General features: G+C 67.8%; 15 protein-coding genes. 8 read left to right on the top strand and 7 right to left on the bottom strand.

Features of this window, described 5'->3' with window-relative positions; translation table 11 throughout:
• Window positions 1-152: 152 nt before the first annotated feature.
• Entirely contained in the window at window positions 153-2,348 is a 2,196-nt protein-coding gene (locus P73_RS05980) for a primosomal protein N' (RefSeq protein WP_043868880.1), read from the bottom strand.
• Between the two features lie 102 nt (window positions 2,349-2,450).
• On the opposite strand from P73_RS05980, the gene fsa reads away from it, so the two are divergent.
• The 4 genes from fsa (at window position 2,451) to P73_RS05960 (ending at window position 6,822) form a co-directional block, all read left to right on the top strand.
• The gene (gene fsa / locus P73_RS05975; protein WP_043868879.1) at window positions 2,451-3,104 is read left to right on the top strand and encodes a fructose-6-phosphate aldolase; all 654 of its coding nucleotides are present in this window, start codon (window positions 2,451-2,453) and stop codon (window positions 3,102-3,104) included.
• Between the two features lie 169 nt (window positions 3,105-3,273).
• Window positions 3,274-5,055 (top strand): FkbM family methyltransferase, encoded by a 1,782-nt coding sequence (locus tag P73_RS05970; RefSeq protein ID WP_043868878.1) that lies wholly within the window; start codon window positions 3,274-3,276, stop codon window positions 5,053-5,055.
• A gap of 115 nt (window positions 5,056-5,170) precedes the next feature.
• Window positions 5,171-5,893, top strand: coding sequence for a DUF484 family protein (locus tag P73_RS05965; protein WP_043868877.1), 723 nt, complete (start codon window positions 5,171-5,173; stop codon window positions 5,891-5,893).
• Window positions 5,890-6,822 (top strand): tyrosine recombinase XerC, encoded by a 933-nt coding sequence (locus P73_RS05960; protein ID WP_043868876.1) that lies wholly within the window; start codon window positions 5,890-5,892, stop codon window positions 6,820-6,822. The genes P73_RS05965 and P73_RS05960 overlap by 4 nt, the downstream gene beginning before the upstream one ends.
• Window positions 6,823-6,953: 131 nt before the next feature.
• Here the strand turns inward: P73_RS05960 and ileS are convergent, their stop codons facing one another.
• Together ileS and P73_RS26095 are read right to left on the bottom strand one after the other, a co-directional pair.
• Entirely contained in the window at window positions 6,954-9,878 is a 2,925-nt protein-coding gene (gene ileS / locus P73_RS05955; RefSeq protein ID WP_043868875.1) for an isoleucine--tRNA ligase, read from the bottom strand.
• 227 nt (window positions 9,879-10,105) lie between these two features.
• On the bottom strand, window positions 10,106-10,321 hold the full coding sequence (locus P73_RS26095; RefSeq protein ID WP_162484065.1) for a hypothetical protein: 216 nt from the start codon (window positions 10,319-10,321) through the stop codon (window positions 10,106-10,108).
• Window positions 10,322-10,593: 272 nt separating this feature from the next.
• Here P73_RS26095 and P73_RS05950 point away from each other — a divergent pair, with 272 nt between their 5' ends.
• Window positions 10,594-11,013, top strand: a complete 420-nt coding sequence (locus tag P73_RS05950) for a group III truncated hemoglobin (protein WP_043868874.1) — start codon at window positions 10,594-10,596, stop codon at window positions 11,011-11,013.
• Here P73_RS05950 and P73_RS05945 read toward each other — a convergent pair.
• Complete coding sequence (locus P73_RS05945) at window positions 11,005-12,024, bottom strand: YcjF family protein (protein WP_043868873.1); 1,020 nt, start codon at window positions 12,022-12,024, stop codon at window positions 11,005-11,007. The two genes, P73_RS05950 and P73_RS05945, sit on opposite strands and share 9 nt — an antisense overlap.
• Window positions 12,021-13,424, bottom strand: a complete 1,404-nt coding sequence (locus P73_RS05940) for a YcjX family GTP-binding protein (protein ID WP_169747678.1) — start codon at window positions 13,422-13,424, stop codon at window positions 12,021-12,023. Before P73_RS05940 ends, P73_RS05945 begins: the two co-directional genes overlap by 4 nt.
• Window positions 13,425-13,532: 108 nt before the next feature.
• Between P73_RS05940 and truA the strand changes: the two genes are divergently transcribed.
• The 3 genes from truA to P73_RS05930 all read left to right on the top strand — a co-directional run bounded on the left by truA (window position 13,533) and on the right by P73_RS05930 (window position 16,483).
• Window positions 13,533-14,315 (top strand): tRNA pseudouridine(38-40) synthase TruA, encoded by a 783-nt coding sequence (truA, locus tag P73_RS05935; protein ID WP_043868872.1) that lies wholly within the window; start codon window positions 13,533-13,535, stop codon window positions 14,313-14,315.
• A gap of 93 nt (window positions 14,316-14,408) precedes the next feature.
• The gene (locus P73_RS25915; RefSeq protein ID WP_158401916.1) at window positions 14,409-14,558 is read left to right on the top strand and encodes a hypothetical protein; all 150 of its coding nucleotides are present in this window, start codon (window positions 14,409-14,411) and stop codon (window positions 14,556-14,558) included.
• Window positions 14,559-14,728: 170 nt separating this feature from the next.
• Window positions 14,729-16,483, top strand: coding sequence for a sugar phosphorylase (locus tag P73_RS05930; RefSeq protein WP_043868871.1), 1,755 nt, complete (start codon window positions 14,729-14,731; stop codon window positions 16,481-16,483).
• 5 nt (window positions 16,484-16,488) lie between these two features.
• On the opposite strand, the gene P73_RS05925 is transcribed toward P73_RS05930, so the two are convergent.
• On the bottom strand, window positions 16,489-17,196 hold the full coding sequence (locus P73_RS05925) for a sugar transferase (protein WP_043868870.1): 708 nt from the start codon (window positions 17,194-17,196) through the stop codon (window positions 16,489-16,491).
• A 252-nt stretch (window positions 17,197-17,448) separates the two neighbouring features.
• Window positions 17,449-18,816, bottom strand: coding sequence for a polysaccharide biosynthesis/export family protein (locus tag P73_RS05920; RefSeq protein WP_074743163.1), 1,368 nt, complete (start codon window positions 18,814-18,816; stop codon window positions 17,449-17,451).
• Window positions 18,817-18,924 lie beyond the last annotated feature (108 nt).

Raw genomic sequence — 18,924 nt, 5'->3', positions numbered from 1 at the left:
CGCGCACACCCGTATCTCGCCGTTTCGCCACAGCCGGATCTCGCCGCGCCGCCGCCCGCACCCGGCGAACGCCCCTTCATCTGCTCGGAAATATCCCAGGGTGAATTGCGCCGCGAGGCGCAAGAGGGGCAGCGCCCCTCGCCGGAGCCCCCTCACCAGAAGGATTGCGGGTCGATGTCGATCTGGAGCCGCACAGCGTTCGGAAGCTTCACCTGCCGCAGCCAGTCCGCCACGCCGACCTGGAGCGCCGCGCCCTTCTCCGCCTTCACCAGCAGGCGCACGCGATGCCGCCCCCGCACGCGGGCGATCGGCGCGGGCGCGGGGCCGAAAAGCTGCGCCCCGATCCGCTGGAGCGGCCCGGCCACCCGCGTCAGGTGCAGGGCCACATCGTTGACCACGGCAAGGTCCGGTCCCGATAGGATGATTCCCGCCATCCGCCCGTAGGGCGGCACGCCCGCCGCCCGGCGTTCCGCCGCCTCCGCGCGCCAGAACCCCTCCTCGTCTCCGGCGATGATCGCGCGGATCACCGGATGGTCCGGCTGATAGGTCTGCAACAGCGCCACGCCGCGCTTTTCCGACCGCCCCGCGCGCCCGGCGACCTGCCGCATGAGCTGGAAGGTGCGCTCCGCCGCGCGCAGGTCGGAGCCCTGGAGCCCGAGGTCGGCGTCGATCACCCCCACCAGCGTCAGGTTGGGAAAGTTGTGCCCCTTCGCCACGAGCTGCGTACCGATGACGATGTCCGTATCGCCCTCCGCGATGAGCTGGATCTGCTCCTTCAGCGCGCGCGCCGTGGAGAAGAGATCGGAGGAGAGGACCGCGCATTTCGCCTCGGGGAAGCGTTCCGCCACCTCCTCGGCCAGCCGTTCGACCCCCGGCCCGACGGCGGCGAGCCGCCCCTCGACCCCGCAGGAGGGACAGGCCTCGGGCATCGGCTTCGTTGCGCCGCACTGGTGGCACATCAGCCGCTTGAGGAACCGGTGCTCGACCATGCGCGCGTCGCAATGGTCGCAGGCGATCTGATAGCCGCAGGCCCGGCAGATCGTCACCGGGGCATAGCCGCGCCGGTTGAGGAACAGCAGCGACTGCTCCCCGAGCGCCATCCGCTTGCGCACCGCATTGGCCAGCGCCTCGGAGATGAAGCGGTTGCCCGGCAGCTTCTCCGCGCGCATGTCGAGCGCGTGCATGTCGGGCATCACCGCCGGACCGAAGCGGCTTTCGAGATCGAGGCGGCGATATTTGCCCGCCTCCACATTGGCCCAGGTCTCGAGCGAGGGCGTCGCGGAGGCCAGGACCACCGCCGCCGAACAGAGCGAGGCGCGCAGCACCGCCATGTCGCGGGCGTTGTAGAGCACCCCGTCCTCCTGCTTGTAGGAGGTGTCGTGCTCCTCGTCGACGACGATCAGGCCGAGATTGCGGAACGGCAGGAACAGCGCCGAGCGCGCGCCGATCACCACCTCGGCCCCACCCTCGCCGACCATCTTCCACAGGCGCCGCCGTTCGGTCATGGTCACGCCGGAATGCCATTCCGCCGGCCGCGCGCCGAACCGCTCCTGGAACCGCGCGAGGAATTCCGCCGTCAGCGCGATCTCGGGCAGGAGCACCAGCGCCTGACGCCCCCGGCGCAGGGCTTGCGCGACGGCTTCGAGATAGACCTCGGTCTTGCCCGACCCCGTCACCCCCTTGAGCAGCGTGGTCGAATAGGCCTCCGCCGCCACCGCCTCGCGCAGCGCCGCCGCCGCCGCCTCCTGCGCGCCGGTCAGCGCCTTTCCGGGCGCCTCCGCATCGAGCCGCCGATACGGCAGGTCGCGCGGCGTGTCCTCCTCGATCACCGCGCCGGAGGGCAGCATGCCCCGGATCACCGAGCTCGTGACCCCCGCGAGATCGGACAGTTCCCTCAGCGTGAACGAAAGCCCGCCGTATTCCTCCAGCGTTCCGATCACCCGGCGCCGCGCATCGGTCTCGCGCGGCACGCGCCCCTCGCCGCGGCGATAGACCTTGCGCATCGACGGCGGGTTCATCAGCCCCGGCGCACGGGTCGCGAGCCGCAGCATCGCCGGCATCGGCGTGAGCGTATAGGCGGCGGTCTTCTCGAGGAACTGCCGCATCTCCTCGCGCATCGGCGCGACGTCGAGCACCGCGGACACCGGTCGCGCCTTCGACAGGTCGAAGCCCCCCTCGCCCGGCCCCCAGACGCAGCCCAATACCCTGCGCGGGCCGAGCGGCACCTCCACGAAGGCTCCGCGCGTGATCCCGCCCGCGGGCGCCTTGTAGTCGAGCGTCCGGTCGAGCGGTTCGCAGGTCAGAACCGCGACCAACGCGCCTTCGGGATAAAACTCTGCCTCGTCCATGATCCCGGAATACGGCTTTTGCCGGAGCCCCGCCAGACCCCCTTTCTTATGGCGCTAACATGCACTAAGTTCCGCCCCGAACCTGGCCAAGGAGGACTTGCCATGAAATTCTTTGTCGATACCGCCGATATCGACGCCATCCGCGAGCTCCACGAGCTCAATCTCGTCGATGGCGTGACCACCAATCCCTCGCTGATCAAGAAATCGGGCCGCGACATCTTCGAGGTGACGAAGGAAATCTGCGAGCTCGTCGACGGGCCCGTCTCCGCCGAGGTGATCGCGCTCGACTACGACGCGATGATCGCCGAAGGCCGCAAGCTCGCCGAGATCGCCGACAACGTCGTGATCAAGCTGCCGCTCACCCTCGACGGGCTCCGCGCCTGCAAGACGCTTTCGGGCGAAGGCCACAGGATCAACGTGACGCTCTGCTTCTCCGCCAACCAGGCGCTTCTGGCGGCAAAGGCCGGTGCGAGCTATATCTCCCCCTTCATCGGGCGCCTCGACGACATCAACCTCGACGGCATCGACCTGATCGAGGACATCCGCACGATCTACGACAATTACGGCTATGAGACCGAAGTGCTCGCCGCCTCGATCCGCACCGTGAACCACATCACCGAATGCGCGAAGATCGGCGCGGACGTCATCACCGCGCCCCCCGCCGTGATCCGCGCGATGGCGAGCCATGTGCTCACCGACAAGGGCCTCGACGCCTTCGTGAAGGATGCGAAGGACGCGGGCATCAGGATCGTCTGACCCTGCGACGGCACCGCTCCGCCGCAATGGATTGTCGCCCCCGTGCCGCACGGGGGCGTTTTCTTTCGCGCGGCGCGGGTTTTGCCGCCTGCCCCGTTGAAATGGCCCCCGGAATAGGTGAGGCTGCCGCGGCGAGCACGGAACAGGACGAAGCCGGGCGGGGGACCGAATGTACGATTATGAAGACACGCTGACGGTGCATGGCGTCACCGTCGCCTTCGTGCCCGACATCATCACGCCGAAGATCGAGCGCCCGATGCGCAAGGGCGCCTACGAGAAGGGCGAGGTCGAGCTGATGCGCGACATCCTGCGCCCCGGCGACCGGCTGCTGGAGCTCGGCGCCGGCGTTGGGGTCGTCTCGGCGGCGGCGGCCGCGGTGCCGGGGGTCGAGGCGGTGCTGTCGATCGAGGCCGATCCCACCCTCATCCCGATGATCCGCGAGACCTGGCGGCTGAACGGCGTGACCAATGCCGAGCTGCGCAACGGCGTCGCCATGGCACGCAGCGGCGATCCGGTCAGTTTCTATGTGCGCGCGAATTTCTGGGCCAGCTCGATGGAGCCCGACTCGCGCCCCTACGAGCGGGTGGAAACGGTGCCCGCGGCCGGCATGGACCGGATCATCGCCGAATTCCGCCCCACCGTGCTGTCCTGCGACATCGAGGGGGGCGAGCTCGGCCTGCTCGACGAGGCCGACCTCTCGGGCCTGCGCCATATCGTGATGGAGCTCCACCCCAAGGTCTATGGCCAGGACGGGCTGCGCCGGATCGTCGACCGGCTCGGGGAGAAGGGCTTCCTGCCCGCCGACGGCCCACACGGCTCCTCGGTCAGGCGCTTCGACCACATCTCCGTCGCCGCCCCGAGCGAGGCCGCCCTGCCGCGCCGCGCCTATCGCCGCTGGCCGATCGCGGACCCGCGCGTGCTCGTCCCCACCTGCATGAAGAACGAGGGGCCCTTCATCCTCGAATGGCTCGCCTGGCACCGCGTGGTCGGCGTTACCGATTTCCTCGTCTTCACCAATGACTGCACCGACGGGTCGGACAGGCTGCTCGACCGGCTCGACGACATGGGTCTCGTGCGCCACATGCCCAACCCCGCCCTTGCCACCGAAGCGGCGAATTTCCAGCCGATGATGCTGCGCTACCTGCCCCACACGCGGCAGTTCCGGGAGGCCGACATCGTCATTTCCATGGATGTCGACGAATTCATCAACGTGCGCGTGGACGGCGGACGCCTCGCCGATCTCTTCGACGCGGCGGGGGAGTTCGACGTGCTCTCGATCTCCGAGCTCAACCACGGCTCGAACGACCGCATCGCCTATGAACGCGGCTGGGTGACCGAACTCTTTCCCGGCCACCAGAGCCCCCACCCCGGACAGAAGAAGGCCCATCGCGGCGTCAAGAGCATCACCCGGCTGAGCCCGCGCGTCACCGCGGTCCGCAACCACCGCCCCGACCTGAGAGAGGATCTCGGCGCGGTGCGCTGGCTCGACGGCTCCGGGCGGGACCGTCGCGACTTTCTCGAGGACGAGACCGCGAACGGCTGGGACTGCCGCGGCGCCTACGATCTCGTGTCGCTCGACCACTTCCCGCTGCGCTCGCTCGAATGCTTCCTCGTGAAGATGCACCGCGGCGATGTCGTGGTCGCCAACAAGAGCGTGTCGAACCGCTACTGGCGCACCCGCAACCACCATGATTACACCGACAGCGACCTGTCCCGGATCGCCGGCGAGGTGCGCGCGGAATACGACCGGCTGCTCTCCGACCCCGAGCTCGCCCGGCTGCACGCGGCCTGCTGCGCCGCACATGAGGCGCGGATCGCCGCGCTCGGGGGCGTGCCGGAGTTCGAGACGCGCAAGCGCTGGATCTTCAGCAACGCCTGGCGCGGCGAGACGGTGCCCGAGGCCTATCGCGCCCCCGCCGATGCCGATGCCGACGCCGAAACCGCGGATTAGGCCCGGCCGGGCGGCAGGCTTTCGCCCGTGCTCCCGCCGCCCCTTGAAACGCCGGCCCCTGACGGGCATTATCGGGCCAACGACCGGCAGAACCCGGCGCAGGCAAAGAGGCATCATGAGCACCCAGTTTCCGCGGGCCATCCCGTCCATGGCAGACGAGCTGCGCGAGAAGATCATCTCCGCGCCGGAGATGATACTCGACGATCAGGACGTGATGCGCGCCCTCATCGCCGCCGACGAACGCGCCTCCGGCACCAATGTCGTCGACCTGCGCGGCATCGCGATGGAGCGGCTGGAGGAACGGCTCGACCGGCTCGAGGACACCCATCGCGGCGTCATCGCCGCGGCCTACGAAAACCTCGCGGGCACCAACCAGGTCCATCGCGCCGTGCTCAAGCTGCTCGAACCGGCGAATTTCACCGCCTTCCTGGCAACGCTTTCCGGGGAGGTGGCGGAAATCCTCCGCGTCGACGCCGTCCGCCTGCTCCTCGAGACGAAGGTGGAGGCGGAGGATCCGGCGGTCAAGCGGCTGGGCGAAGTGCTCGTCACCGCCGAACCGGGCTTCGCCGACGGCTATGTCACCCTTGGCCGCAACCTTCCGGTGCGCCCGGTGACGCTGCGCCAGATCTCGCCCGACGGCGGCATGATCTACGGTGCGCAGGCGGACTTCATGCGCTCCGAGGCGGTGATGAAGCTCGACCTCGGTCCCGGCCGCCTCCCCGGCCTTCTCATCCTCGGCGCGGAGGACCCGCATCTCTTCCGCCCGAGCCAGGGCACGGACCTCCTGGTCTTCTTCGCCGGCGTCTTCGAACGGCTGATGCGCCGCTGGCTCGGATGAGCCTCGCGCTCTCCGCCGCGATGCGCGACGCGCTCGAGACCTGGCTGTCGCACGAGCGCGCGCTGAAATCCGCCTCCGCCCATACGATCGCCGCCTATGGGCGCGACGTGACCGGATGGCTCGCCTTCCTCGCACATCACCATGGCGAAAGCCTCGGCCCCGCCCGGATCGGCAGACTCGGCATCACCGACATGCGCGCCTGGATGGCCCATGAGCGCGGCCGCGGCGTCGCGCCCCGCTCGCTCGCCCGCGCCCTTTCCGCGGTGAAGACCTTCACCCGCTGGCTCGCAGAGCGCGAGGGCTTCGATCCCACCGCGATCCTCTCCACCCGCTCTCCGAAATTCACCGCGAAACTGCCCCGCCCGCTCTCCGCCGAGGCCGCGCAGGAAATGCTCTCGACGGTGGAGATGCAATCGGAAGAGCCCTGGATCGCCGCCCGCGACACGGCGGTGGTCACCCTGCTCTACGGCTGCGGCCTGCGGATCTCGGAGGCGCTGTCGCTCACCGGCGCGGATCTGCCCCTGGGCGAGGTCCTGCGCATCACCGGCAAGGGCGACAAGGAGCGGATCGTTCCCGTCCTGCCCGTCGCCCGCCGCGCCGTGGCCGAATACGCGCGGCTCTGCCCGCACGATCTCTCTCCCTCCGCGCCCCTCTTCCGCGGCAAGCGCGGCGGCGCGCTCAACCCGCGCCTCATCGCGAAGGTGACGGAGACGGCCCGGATGCAGCTCGGCCTGCCCTCGAGCGTCACGCCCCACGCGATGCGCCATTCCTTCGCGACGCATCTCCTGAACGCCGGCGGCGACCTGCGCGCGATCCAGGAACTTCTCGGCCACGCTTCGCTCTCGACCACACAGGCCTATACCGCGGTCGATACCGCCCGCCTGATGCAGGTCTACGAGGCCGCCCATCCGCGCGCCAAGGGCGACTGAGCGACAGCCCCGGCAATCGGCACGAAAAGAGCGCCCGCGGGCGCCCCTTCATCTGCTCCGAAATATCCTGGGGTGAATTGCGCGCCGCGAGGCGCGCAAGAGGGGCAAGGCCCCTCCCCCGGCCGGCCGCCTCAGCCCAGCGCGGCGTCGCAGCGCGCACAGACGCCCGGATGGGCATGGCTGCCCACATCCGGCAGGATCTTCCAGCAGCGCCCGCATTTCTCGCCCTCGGCCTTCTCGAAGACGACGCCGACCCCCTCGATCTCGCCGGCGAGGCGGAAGGCCTCCATCGGCACCGGATCGCCCGTCAGGGTGATCTGCGAGGTGATGCAGAGATCGTCGAAGGCCACGGTCTTCAGCGCCTCGAGCACGGCCTCGTCCTCGACATGCACCACCGGCGCGGCCTCGAGCGAGGCGCCGATCACCTTGTCCCGGCGCTGCACCTCGAGCGCGGCGGTGACGACGCGACGCACCTTGCGGATGCCCGCCCATTTCGCCGCGAGCCCGCCGTCGAGCCAGCTTTCCGGCGTCTTCGGGAAATCGACGAGATGGACGGAGCTGCCCTCCTCGGGAAAGCGTTCGAGCCAGACTTCCTCCATCGTGAAGACGAGGATCGGCGCGAGCCAGGTGGTGAGCCGGTGGAACAGGATGTCGAGCACGGTGCGCGCGGCGCGGCGGCGCGCGGTGTCCCCGTCACAGTAAAGCGCATCCTTGCGGATGTCGAAATAGAAGGCCGACAGGTCCACCGTCGCGAAGTTGAAGACGACCTGCCACACGCCGGAGAAATCGAACCGCTCGTAGCCCGAGCGCACCTCCTGGTCGATCTCGGAGAGGCGGTGCAGCACCCAGCGCTCGAGCTCCGGCATCTCGGCATATTCGACGCGGTCGGCCTCGGTGAAATCCGACAGGGACCCGAGCATGAAGCGCATCGTGTTGCGCAACCGGCGATAGCTGTCGGCCACGCCCTTCAGGATCTCCGGCCCGATCCGCTGGTCGGCGGTGTAATCGGTCTGCGCCACCCAGAGGCGCAGGATGTCGGCGCCGTATTGCTTGACGATCTGCTCGGGCAGGATGGTGTTGCCCAGCGACTTGGACATCTTCATGCCCTTCTCGTCGAGCGTGAAACCATGGGTCACCACATTCCTGTAGGGCGCGCGGCCCCTGGTGCCGCAGGCCTGCAACAGCGAGGAATGGAACCAGCCGCGATGCTGGTCGGTGCCTTCGAGATAGACATCCGCGATCCCGTCCGGCGTCCCGTCCTCCCGGTCGCGCAGCACGAAGGCATGGGTGGAGCCCGAATCGAACCACACGTCGAGCACGTCGAAGACCTGCTCGTAGTCGTCGGGGTTCACGACATTGCCGAGAACGCGGTCCTTGAACCCGTCCTCGTACCAGACATCCGCGCCCTTCTCCTCGAAGGCGGCGGAGATCCGGGCATTGACTTCTGCGTTCTTCAGGAGGAAATCGGGATCGGTCGGCAGCGCGCCCTTCTTCGTGAAGCAGGTGAGCGGCACGCCCCAGGCGCGCTGGCGCGAGAGCACCCAGTCGGGACGGTGCTCGATCATCGAATAGAGCCGGTTGCGCCCCGAGGGCGGCGTCCATTTCACCAGCTTGTCGATGGAGGTCAGCGCCCGCTCCCGGATCGTGTCGCCATAGGTGCCCATGCCGTCGTCGAGCTTGCGATCCACGGCGGCGAACCATTGCGGCGTGTTGCGGAAGATCACCGGCGCCTTCGACCGCCAGGAATGCGGATAGGAGTGCGTGATCCGCCCGCGCGCAATGATGCCGCCCGCCTCCACGAGCTTGTCGATCACGGCGGTGTTGGCCTTGCCTTCCTTGCCCTTCTGGTCGAACACCTGGAGCCCGGCGAAGAACGGCACATGCGGGAGGAATTCGCTCTCCTCACCGACGTTGTGCGTCATCCGGTCAATCCAGTTGCGCCTGACGAAACATTCATAGTCGTCCGCCCCGTGCGAGGGCGCGGTATGCACGAAGCCCGTGCCGGCATCGTCGGTGACATGGTCGCCGTCGATCATCGGCACGTCGTAGTCCCAGAAGCCGTTCGCGCCCTCGAGCCCGGCGAAGGGATGGGCGAGCGTCAGCTCCGCCAGTTCCCCGGCGGAGACATCGCGCAGCCGCGTCCACTGTCCCGCCTCGAGCCGCGCCTTCGTCAGCGTGTCCCCGGCCAGCGCATCGGCCAGAAGGTATCTGTCGCCCACGGAGACCCAGCTTTCCTCCGGCGTTCCGGTGATCTCGTAGAGGCCGTAGGCGATCTTCGGATTATAGGCGACGGCCTTGTTCGAGGGGATGGTCCAGGGGGTCGTGGTCCAGATGACGACACGGGCGGCGGCGAGATCGCCCCCGGCCCCGGACACCACCCGGAACGGCACCCAGATCGTATGCGACTTGTGGTCGTGATACTCGATCTCCGCCTCGGCCAGCGCGGTTTTCTCCACCGGCGACCACATCACGGGCTTGGAGCCCTGGTAGAGCGTGCCGTTCATGAGGAATTTCATGAATTCCTCCGCGATCACCGCCTCGGCGTGGAAATTCATCGTGAGATAGGGATCGTCCCAGTTGCCGTAGACGCCCAGCCGCTTGAACTCCTCGCGCTGGATGCCGACCCATTCCTCCGCGAAGGCACGGCATTCCTGGCGGAAATCCACCACCGGCACGTCGTCCTTGTTGCGGCCCCTGGCGCGATATTGCTCCTCGATCTTCCACTCGATCGGCAACCCGTGGCAGTCCCAGCCGGGCACATAGCGCGCATCGAATCCCATCATCTGATGGCTGCGCGTGATGATGTCCTTGATCGTCTTGTTGAGCGCGTGGCCGATATGCAGATGCCCGTTGGCATAGGGAGGCCCGTCATGCAGCACGAAGGGAGGCCGCGCCTCCGCCTTGCCCTTCTCCCGCAGGCGGTCGTAGATCCCGATCCGCGCCCAGCGGTCGAGCCAGCCCGGCTCGCGGTTGGGAAGGCCCGCGCGCATCGGGAAATCGGTTTTCGGCAGGTTGAGCGTGTCTTTGTAGTCGGGCGTGGTCGTTTCGGAACACATGTCGGATCGGTCCTTGGGAGGATTTGGCTGTCTGTCGAAGGTCGGCGCGGGGATCCAGGCGCCTTGTCCCGGCGGCTCGTTCGTCAGAGCGCCGGGCCGGTAATTCGACGAATGATCGCGGCCGGAAAGAACATGCCTGCGCTTATAGGGCCGCCTCGCGGGACGGTAAACCCGTCAAAACAGGGGCGGAACGGAAAAAGGGACGCCGCGGGGCGTCCCTTTTCTCATCACCTTCGACAGGCGGCACGGGGCCGCCCCTTTCGATCAGGCGGCGTCTTCCTCGAAATGACCGACCAGTCTTCGGATTCCACCACCGGCCATTTGCCGCGGTGTTCCTGTTCGTTCAGAAAGACAGGCGGGTTGAACCGGCATTCGCCGTCCTTGTCGGAGGCGGTCGCCTTGACCTCGTAGAAGGCGCAGACCTTGCAGGCTGTCTCGGACATGGCTCATCTCCCTTGTCACGGTTGCACTTGGATGTGTCTGGCTGGGATGAATGGCTACCGCGCTGGGAACCCCGTGGGCCTGGCAGGTGGCTCTTCGTCCTTGGCTGATCCCGATATAGGACTCGCGACCGGGGGTGTCAAGCATTTATCAAATAAAATCAAATAGTTGACTGTTTTTCTCGACAACCAAAACAGTCAGGTATCCCGCCGCCGCGCTGGAAGCCTCCCGCGAAATGCGCTAGAACGCATCCTGCCCCGAAAGGACAGATCCCATGACCGAAAGCCGCAGCGCCCTGCCCCCGAAATTCGAGATCACCGCCGCAGAGATCGACCGTGTCGTCGCACGCTTCTATGCAAAGGTGCGCCGGCACCCGGAGCTCGGCCCGGTCTTCGGCGCCCATGTCGGAGACTGGCCCGCGCATGAGGACAAGATCGGGCGGTTCTGGCGCAATGCGATCCTGCACGAACGCAATTACGACGGCTTTCCGCAGCGCGTGCATCTTCAGGCGCGCGACGTGAAGGAGGGGCATTTCCCGATCTGGCTCGGCCTGTTCGACGAAACGCTCGCCGAAGAGCTGGCGCCCGAAACGGCAAGGAAATGGTCGGCGCTCGCGCATCGTATCGGCGCGGCCTTCCGCATGGGGATCCTCCAGCGCGACCAGCCGCAGAACGCACCGCCGCGGCTATTCTGACGGCTCGGCCCTGTCGAACAGCCCGGTCAGCGCCCGTTTGACCGTGCCCGACACGGAGGGCTTCACCCCCCGCACGAAGGGCAGCGGGCGGCAGACCTCGATGGCGGCCACGCCGACACGCGCGGTCAGCGCACCGTTGACGACGCCTTCCCCGAAGCGGCGCGAAACCTTCGCCATCACGCCGCCGCCGGCCATCGTCCCGATCAGATCGTCCCCGACCGCCACCGCCCCCGTGGCGACGAGGTGCGTCAGGACGGATTTCGTCACCCGCCACGACCCGAGCGTCCCCGACCGTCCGCCATAGATCTCCGCGATGCGGCGGATCATCCGCAGGTTGGCGGTGAGGGCGGCAAAGACATCGGCCAGGGCGAGCGGCACGAGCGCGGTCACCGCGGCGACCTGACGCGCCGCCCCCTCGACCTCCCGGCGCGCGGCGGCGTCGAGCGGCGCGAGGATCTCGACCTCGGCAAGCCCCAGAAGCCCGTCCGCGTCGAACACCTCCGCCTCGCGCTCGGCAAAGCGTTCCTTGCCCCAGTTCAGCTCGTTGCGCCCGGCATAGACCGTCAGGAGCTGTGCGGTGACATTCCGCGCCGCGGTCAGATCCTGCGCGGCGGAGGCCTCGACGGCGGCCTTGTGCAGCGTGTCGACGCGCCTGAGGCGCGCAAAGGCCGACAGCTCCTTGAGCGCGATGGCGATGAGCACCACGACGAAGGCCGTGGTCAGGCCGAGCGCGACATAGCCGAGGATCGGGTTGGCGGCGATGAGCGCCGCGATCGCCTGATAGCTGACGACGGAGACCGTGAAGGCGAAGAGCGCGCCGAACAGCCGCCAGAACCAGCGCGCGAGCGACGAGGGCTTGCGCGCCGCCAGCACCGCCGCGCGCTGCATCGCCGCGGAGCCGCGCGGCGGCGCCACATCCGGCACCGGGTCGGCGGTCGCGGGCGTCACATGCGGCAGCGCGTCCTCCTCGATCTCGATCAGGACCGGCCCGCGTTTCGGTGTCTCGCTCATAGCTTGTCTCCGATCAGGAATTCCGCGGCGCGGTCGAGGCGGATATGCGGCGGCCCCTCGCCGGGCCTGAGCGTGAGCGGCGCGGGGGCGAAGCGCATCACCTCGTAATCGCCGTCGAGCCAGCTCTCGGCGCCCTTGCGCGCCGGGCTCAGGATATGGGCGGGATCTTCGGGCAGTTCGCCGGGATAGAAGGCCGCGCGCTTGCCCTCGAGCGTGGTGCCGCGCACCAGATCGAGCGTCGCCCCGCCATGGTCGCGCGTCTCCTCGACCGTCGCACGCAAGGCGGCAAGCGACATGGCGGAGGTCTTCGCCCCGGCGAAATCGGCGCGGTCGCGCGCGTCGCGCACGAGCGCCTCCATGATCGCGGTGAGCCGCCCGTGCTGGCTGTGGTGGATATGGTCGGCCTTGGTCGCGGCAAAGAGGATGCGCTCGACCTTGTGCTGCCCCAGCAGCGACAGCAGCCGTCCGACGCGACCGGGGCGGAAGGCGCCGAGGATATCGGACATGGTGCGGCGGAGATCCTCGACCGCCTTCGGCCCGGCATGGATCGCGCCCAGCGCATCGACCAGCACCACCTGACGGTCGATCCGGGCGAAATGGTCGCGGAAAAAGGGCCGGACCACCTCGCGCTTGTAGGCATCGAACCGGCGCTCGAACTCGCGCGCGAGCGACCCGCGCGGCGCCCTGCCCTCCGGCAGCGGGGCAAAGGTGAGCACCGGCGACCCCTCCATCTCTCCGGGCAGCAGGAACCGCCCCGGCGTGCAGTCGGAATAGCCCGAGGCGCGCGCGGCCTGGAGATAGGCGGTGAAGCCCTGCGCCAGCGTCTTCGCCGCCGGCTCCTCGTGCTTCGCCGCCGGATCGGCGCCCGCGAGCGTCGCAAGGAAGGCCGCGCCCTCGGCCCGCCTGCGCGCGGCGTCGAGGGCCTCGGCGGACCACTCGGCAAAGCTCTTGTCCATCATCCCGAGATCGAGCAGCCATTCGCCGGGATAATCCACGATGTCGAGATGCACGGTCCGCGTCGACCGCAGCGCGCCCAGAAGTCCCGTCGGCCGCACCCGGAACGACAGGCGCAGTTCCGACACCGCCCGCGTGCTGTCCGGCCAGTGCGGTTCCCGCGCGGTGATCGCGGCGAGATGCGCCTCGTAGTCGAAACGCGGCACGGTGTCGTCGGGCTGCGGTTGCAGATAGGCGGCGGTGATCGCGGTGGCGGGGGAGAATTGCGGCATCCGCCCGCGGTCGAGCAGGTTGGCCACGAGCGAGGTGATGAACACCGTCTTCCCCGCCCGCGACAGGCCGGTGACCCCGAGCCGGATCACCGGCTCGAACAGCGCCTCGTTCACGCCCTCCTGAACGCTTTCCACGCCCCGGAAGATGCGGTCTGCCATGTCCCCGATGATCACGCCCGTCGCCTCGCACAAGTGTTTATGCCCATAACATAAGCGCCTCGGCCATCCGATCAAAGGGAGAAGCTCTGGACGCCGCGCCCCGGCTTCGGCTAAAGCGCCCCCATGCCCAGATATGCCCTGCTCATCGAATATCACGGCGCGCCCTTCGCGGGATGGCAGCGCCAGAAGGACCACCCCTCCGTGCAGGCGGCGGTGGAGGCCGCGCTGCGGCGGCTCGAACCGGACTGTCCGGGCATCGGGGCGGCGGGGCGCACCGATGCGGGCGTGCATGCGACCGGACAGGTGGCGCATTGCGACATGGCGAAGGACTGGGATCCCTTTCGGCTGTCGGAGGCGCTGAACCATCACCTGAAACCCGCCCCCGTCGCGATCCTGAAGGCCGCGCGGGTCGCGGAGGACTGGCACGCGCGCTTCTCGGCCCTCGAACGGCGCTACACCTTCCGGCTCGTCTCCCGCCGCGCGCCGCTGGTGCATGACGCGGGGCTCGCCTGGCGGGTCGGCCATGCGCTCGACCCCGACGCGATGCAGGCGGGGGCCGACCGGCTTCTGGGCCGGCACGACTTCACCACCTTCCGCTCGACCATGTGCCAGGCCGACAGCCCGGTGAAGACTCTGGACGAGGCGCGCGTGGAGAGCTTCGAGCTCTCCCATGGCAGGGAATTCCGCTTTCACTTCCGCGCGCGCTCCTTCCTGCACAACCAGGTGCGCAGCTTCGTCGGCACGCTCGAACGCGTCGGCGCGGGCGCCTGGACGCCCGAGGACGTCACGACGGCGCTCGCGGCCCGCGACCGCGCGGCCTGCGGCCCGGTCTGCCCGCCCGAGGGGCTCTATCTCACCGGCGTCGGCTATCCCGAGGATCCCTTCGCCACGCCGGCCGCGACCTGAGCCGGAGCGGATCTCCGAAATCCCGCCCGCTGCGCGCCCTTTTTCGGCCCGATTCCTCAGGCATTCCCTGTGCGTGGAAACGAGGAACCTGCCATGGATCTCACCGCGATCACCTTCGACGAGCTGGCCCTGGCCATCATGACGACCATCGCCATCCGCGAGCTGCTGATCGTCGTGCTTCCCGACCGCATCGCCGGCCCCGGCGGCTGGCTCATCGACACCGCGCTCGGGGATCGCGCCTGATCCGGCCGCGCCGTCCGAAACGGTTTCGGGCGCCTCCAAATTAGGCGCTCCCTTCACATCCCGGCGATCAGACCCGGTTTTTCCCGGCTTTTCGCCACCTTTCGCCCCGCTCATCCATTGATCACGCGCGCACGGTTTGATCTATCCGGGGCACGACACAGGAGAAGGGGATGCCCGTGGCCAGACAGTCCGCCCAGTTCGACAGCCGACTGAAAGCGCTCCTCCAGCAGATCTACCCCGGCGAGAATCTCGCGACGCTCCGGCGCGAGGTCGTCGCCGCCTTCTGGCCCGAGGGAACCGGCTACCGCTCCCGCGCGCGCCAGCCCGGCCACAGCCTCTGGGACGAGACCGACACCCTGGTCATCACCTATGGCAACACGCTCGTCGACGGACAGCACAAGCCGCTCGACCTGCTGCGCGACTTCCTGAACCGCTACCTGCGCGGCGTGGTGAAGGGCGTGCACATCCTGCCGTTCTTCCCCTTCACCTCCGACGACGGCTTCGCGGTCACGGATTACCGCGTGGTCAACAGCCAGCTCGGCGACTGGAGCGACGTCCAGCGCATCGGCGAGGAATTCCGGCTCATGTCGGATCTCGTGCTCAACCACGTCTCCTCCATGTCCTACTGGTTCACCGAATACCGGCAGGGACACGCGCCCTACGACAGGTTCTTCGTGGAGGCCAGCCCCGACGCCGACCTGTCCGACGTCGTGCGCCCGCGCACCTCGCCGCTGCTGCGCGAAGTCGACACGGCCCAGGGCAGAAAGCATGTCTGGTGCACCTTCAGCCATGACCAGATCGACCTGGATTTCCGCAATCCCGAGGTGCTTCTCGAATTCCTGCGGATCATGCGCCTGCATATCGAGAACGGGGTGCGGATCATCCGGCTCGATGCGGTCGCCTTCATCTGGAAGGAGATCGGCACCTCCTGCATCCACCTGCCCCAGACCCATGCGATCGTGCGGCTGATGCGGCTGCTGTGCGACTATGCCGAGGAACGCGTGGTGCTCCTGACCGAGACGAACGTGCCGAATGCCGAGAATCTCAGCTATTTCGGCAACCGCAACGAAGCGCATATGATCTACAACTTCTCGCTGCCGCCCCTGCTGCTGCACGCGCTTCTCTCCGGCACCTCGGTCCATCTCAACCACTGGCTGATGCGGATGCCGCCCGCGCAGCTCGGCTGTGCCTATCTCAACTTCTCCGCCTCCCATGACGGGATCGGCGTGCGCGGCGCCGAGGGGCTCCTGTCCGGCGAGGAGATGGGGCAGATGATCAAGACGGTGCAGAATTTCGGCGGCCTCGTGTCGATGCGCGCGCTCTCGGACGGGTCGGAAAAACCCTACGAACTCAACATCACCTATTTCGACGCGCTCAAGGGCACGATCGGAAAGGGCGAGGACGGGCTCCAGATCGACCGCTTCCTCTGTTCGCAGACCATCATCATGTCGCTCGAGGGCGTGCCGGCCTTCTACATCCATTCGCTTCTGGCAACGCATAACGACCATGCCGGGGTGGAGAAGACCGGCGTGAAGCGGGCGATCAACCGCCACCGCTGGGACTACCCGAGCCTGCGTACCCTCCTCGACGATCCGGAAAGCGTCAATGCGCAGGTGCTGGCGGAGATGAAACGCCGGATCGCGATCCGCATGGCGCAGAAGGCCTTCCACCCCAACGCCACCCAGTTCACCATGCAGCTCGGGCCGGAGATCTTCGGCCTGTGGCGCCAGTCCCCGGCGCGGGACCAGTCGATCTTCGCGCTCCACAACGTGACCGACGCGGTGGTCGAGGTGCCGCATATCTCGATCAACCTCATCGACGGGGAGGACTGGTACGACCTGCTGTCGGGGGAAAAGATCGACCTGTCGCGGCCCAACCTGCGCTTTGCCCCCTACCAGTGCCGCTGGATCTCCAACCGGCCGTAGCCCGGTCAGCGTCCGGTGCGCCGGAGCACCGCGAGACAGCTCTGCACCGTCAGCTTCACGTCATGGCCGAGGCTCAGGTTGCGATCATAGGCCTCGTCGAATTTCACGCGGTCGGCAAAGGCCGTCGCGCCGCGTCCGACGACCTGCCAGGGCCCGGACAGGCCGGGACGCAGCCGGAAATAGGCCTGCCCCTTCGCGGCGGCATAGATCGACATCTGCGAGGGCAGGAAGGGGCGAGGACCGATCAGGCTCATGTCGCCGCGCAGCACGTTGAGAAGCTGCGGCAACTCGTCGAGGCTGGTCGCGCGCAAAAGCTTTCCGAGGCGGGTGATGCGCGGATCCGTCGCGAGCTTCTGATAGGTCCGCCATTCCGCCGCGATCTCCGGATCGGTCCGGCAGAGATGTTCGAGCACCGCCTCGGCATCGGCGCGCATCGTGCGCAGCTTATAGCAGGCAAAGGCCCGCCCGTTCCGGCCGATGCGCTCCTGCACGAAAAAGGCCGGCCCGCCGTCGCGCCTGACCATGAGGGCGAAGACCAGCACGAGCGGCACGACCAGCGGCGCGCAGAGCAGAAGAAACGTGAGATCGAAAAGCCTCTTGCCGAAATTGCGGTAAGCCTGCCGCGACACCGCCTCCGCTGCGACCGGGACCGCGGCCGAGACCGCGAGGGCCTGCGCAGGGGTTGCATTCCGTCTCTTGAGCGAATTCACCATGGGACACACGAGCCTTCCTTCCGGCTCCTCGCAAACGCCGGATCAAGCAGGTTTTTTTGATGTAACCTGTCTCCACTTTCTTCCTTAATAAGAGTTTAATGGCCGCGATTTCGTGAAATCTCCGCGGCGTCGCGCGAGATGGCGGTTCCGGCCGTCCCCGGCCCGTTTCCGCAGGATCACGGCCGGCCGCGCACGGAAACCGTGCCTCCGCCGCATGGGAAAAGGCTGCGGGAAAAGGCTGCGGCGAAAGGCTCAGTCGCCGGAGGCCGCGTTCGCGCTCAGGGAAATGATCGAGGGGGTGATCATGGTGATGGCGCGATTCCATTTCGACACCGGCTGCTCCGAGACGAAGATGACATCGTTCGGCCGCAACTCGAATCGCGTCGCCAGCATCAGCGCGGCGGCGTTCTTGCCGTCGAGGCGCCAGGCGGTCACCGCGTCGAAATCCATCGGGTCGTCGGAGCCGCGCAACACGTAGATCTGCCGCGGATTGCCCCGCGTGAGGTCGAGCCCCCCGCCCTCGTCATAGAGCGCGTCGGCCAGCGTCCCCTGGCGCCCGAGGGGCAGGGTATAGCGGCTCTGATCGTTCACCTGCCCCACGATATAGGCATAGTCGCGGTCCACCGCATCGAGTTCGACCTGGGCGAGGTAATTGCTGCGCGCCTCCGTAAGCTCCTGGCGGCGCAGATTGATTTCGTTCGTCAGCGAGGCGAGCGCGGTGGCCCGGCTGTCGAGGCGGAACTCGGACAGGCGGATCTGCTGCTCGAAATAGGCCTGCGCCTGGTCGAGCTCGAACCCGTTGTCGACAAAGACGCTGTCCCCCGCCACGAGCCGGATCCGCTGCATGCCCGACCGGGAATAGAGATCGTCGAGCGGGATCTGGTAGAGGTTGCCGTCGCGATAGAGCCGCACCACGGCATAGTCCATGTCCGGGACCGTCACCCCGCCCGCCCCGGCAAGCGCCTGGTCGAGGTAGAGCGGGCTCAGCGTGATCGGCGCGACGCCCGGCTGGTTCACCGCGCCACCGATCGAAACCTTCTTGGAGTTGAACTCCGCGATCTCGAGGCTGAAGGTCGGCTCGACCTGCGCCTCCACGAGGCGCTGGAACAGGACGGCCTCGGCATCCTCCACGTTCATCCCGGCGATGGCCACGCGGCCGACATTGGGAATGGCGATCGCCCCGTCGTCCTGCACCGTATAGCCCTGCCGGCTGTTCTGCGCGGCGAGCAGGCCCGAAAGCTCCGCGATCGAATCACCGCTCGGGGTCGCGAGGATCACGACATCTCCGATCCCGATCTCGTAGGGCTGCGGCGTGACCTGCGGCGGCAGGTCCGCGACCGGCATGCCGGGCCGCTGCTCCTCGGTATAGGGCGCGTCGGGCAGGCTTCCCGCCCCGATCATCCCGCTGCCCGCGCCCGCGGTCGCCGCGAACACCGCCGGAAGCTGCTGCGGCGTATAGGCGGAGCGGTTCGCGAGGAGCACGTTCTGAGGGGTGATCGGCAGAACCCTCACCTTCGCCCCCTGGGACACGCCCGGCATCACGTCGGAAGTCTGGTAGATTGCATCGCAGGACGCCAGAAACGCGGCGGAAACGAGCGGGAAAAGAAAACGCAATGTCATGTATGAGCCGGTCCCTGTTCTCTGCCGCTGTGGTCCCATCGGGGTCGCCGCGTTGGCGCATCGTTACTCGAAAACCCGAGGCACAACCATAGCGCGATCCTCGGTCCC

This window comes from Celeribacter indicus (assembly GCF_000819565.1).
GTDB lineage: Bacteria > Pseudomonadota > Alphaproteobacteria > Rhodobacterales > Rhodobacteraceae > Celeribacter > Celeribacter indicus.
Note: the sequence above shows the minus strand (reverse complement) of the source record. Positions and strands in the feature narration are given on the sequence as shown.

Bases quoted from the DNA above. Each gene is read 5' to 3' on its own strand.
- P73_RS05980 (WP_043868880.1), bottom strand. From the start codon at position 2,348: ATGGACGAGGCAGAGTTTTATCCCGAAGGCGCGTTGGTCGCGGTTCTG.
- fsa (WP_043868879.1), top strand. From the start codon at position 2,451: ATGAAATTCTTTGTCGATACCGCCGATATCGACGCCATCCGCGAGCTC.
- P73_RS05970 (WP_043868878.1), top strand. From the start codon at position 3,274: ATGTACGATTATGAAGACACGCTGACGGTGCATGGCGTCACCGTCGCC.
- P73_RS05965 (WP_043868877.1), top strand. From the start codon at position 5,171: ATGAGCACCCAGTTTCCGCGGGCCATCCCGTCCATGGCAGACGAGCTG.
- P73_RS05960 (WP_043868876.1), top strand. From the start codon at position 5,890: ATGAGCCTCGCGCTCTCCGCCGCGATGCGCGACGCGCTCGAGACCTGG.
- ileS (WP_043868875.1), bottom strand. From the start codon at position 9,878: ATGTGTTCCGAAACGACCACGCCCGACTACAAAGACACGCTCAACCTG.
- P73_RS26095 (WP_162484065.1), bottom strand. From the start codon at position 10,321: ATGTCCGAGACAGCCTGCAAGGTCTGCGCCTTCTACGAGGTCAAGGCG.
- P73_RS05950 (WP_043868874.1), top strand. From the start codon at position 10,594: ATGACCGAAAGCCGCAGCGCCCTGCCCCCGAAATTCGAGATCACCGCC.
- P73_RS05945 (WP_043868873.1), bottom strand. From the start codon at position 12,024: ATGAGCGAGACACCGAAACGCGGGCCGGTCCTGATCGAGATCGAGGAG.
- truA (WP_043868872.1), top strand. From the start codon at position 13,533: ATGCCCAGATATGCCCTGCTCATCGAATATCACGGCGCGCCCTTCGCG.
- P73_RS25915 (WP_158401916.1), top strand. From the start codon at position 14,409: ATGGATCTCACCGCGATCACCTTCGACGAGCTGGCCCTGGCCATCATG.
- P73_RS05930 (WP_043868871.1), top strand. From the start codon at position 14,729: ATGCCCGTGGCCAGACAGTCCGCCCAGTTCGACAGCCGACTGAAAGCG.
- P73_RS05925 (WP_043868870.1), bottom strand. From the start codon at position 17,196: ATGGTGAATTCGCTCAAGAGACGGAATGCAACCCCTGCGCAGGCCCTC.
- P73_RS05920 (WP_074743163.1), bottom strand. From the start codon at position 18,816: ATGACATTGCGTTTTCTTTTCCCGCTCGTTTCCGCCGCGTTTCTGGCG.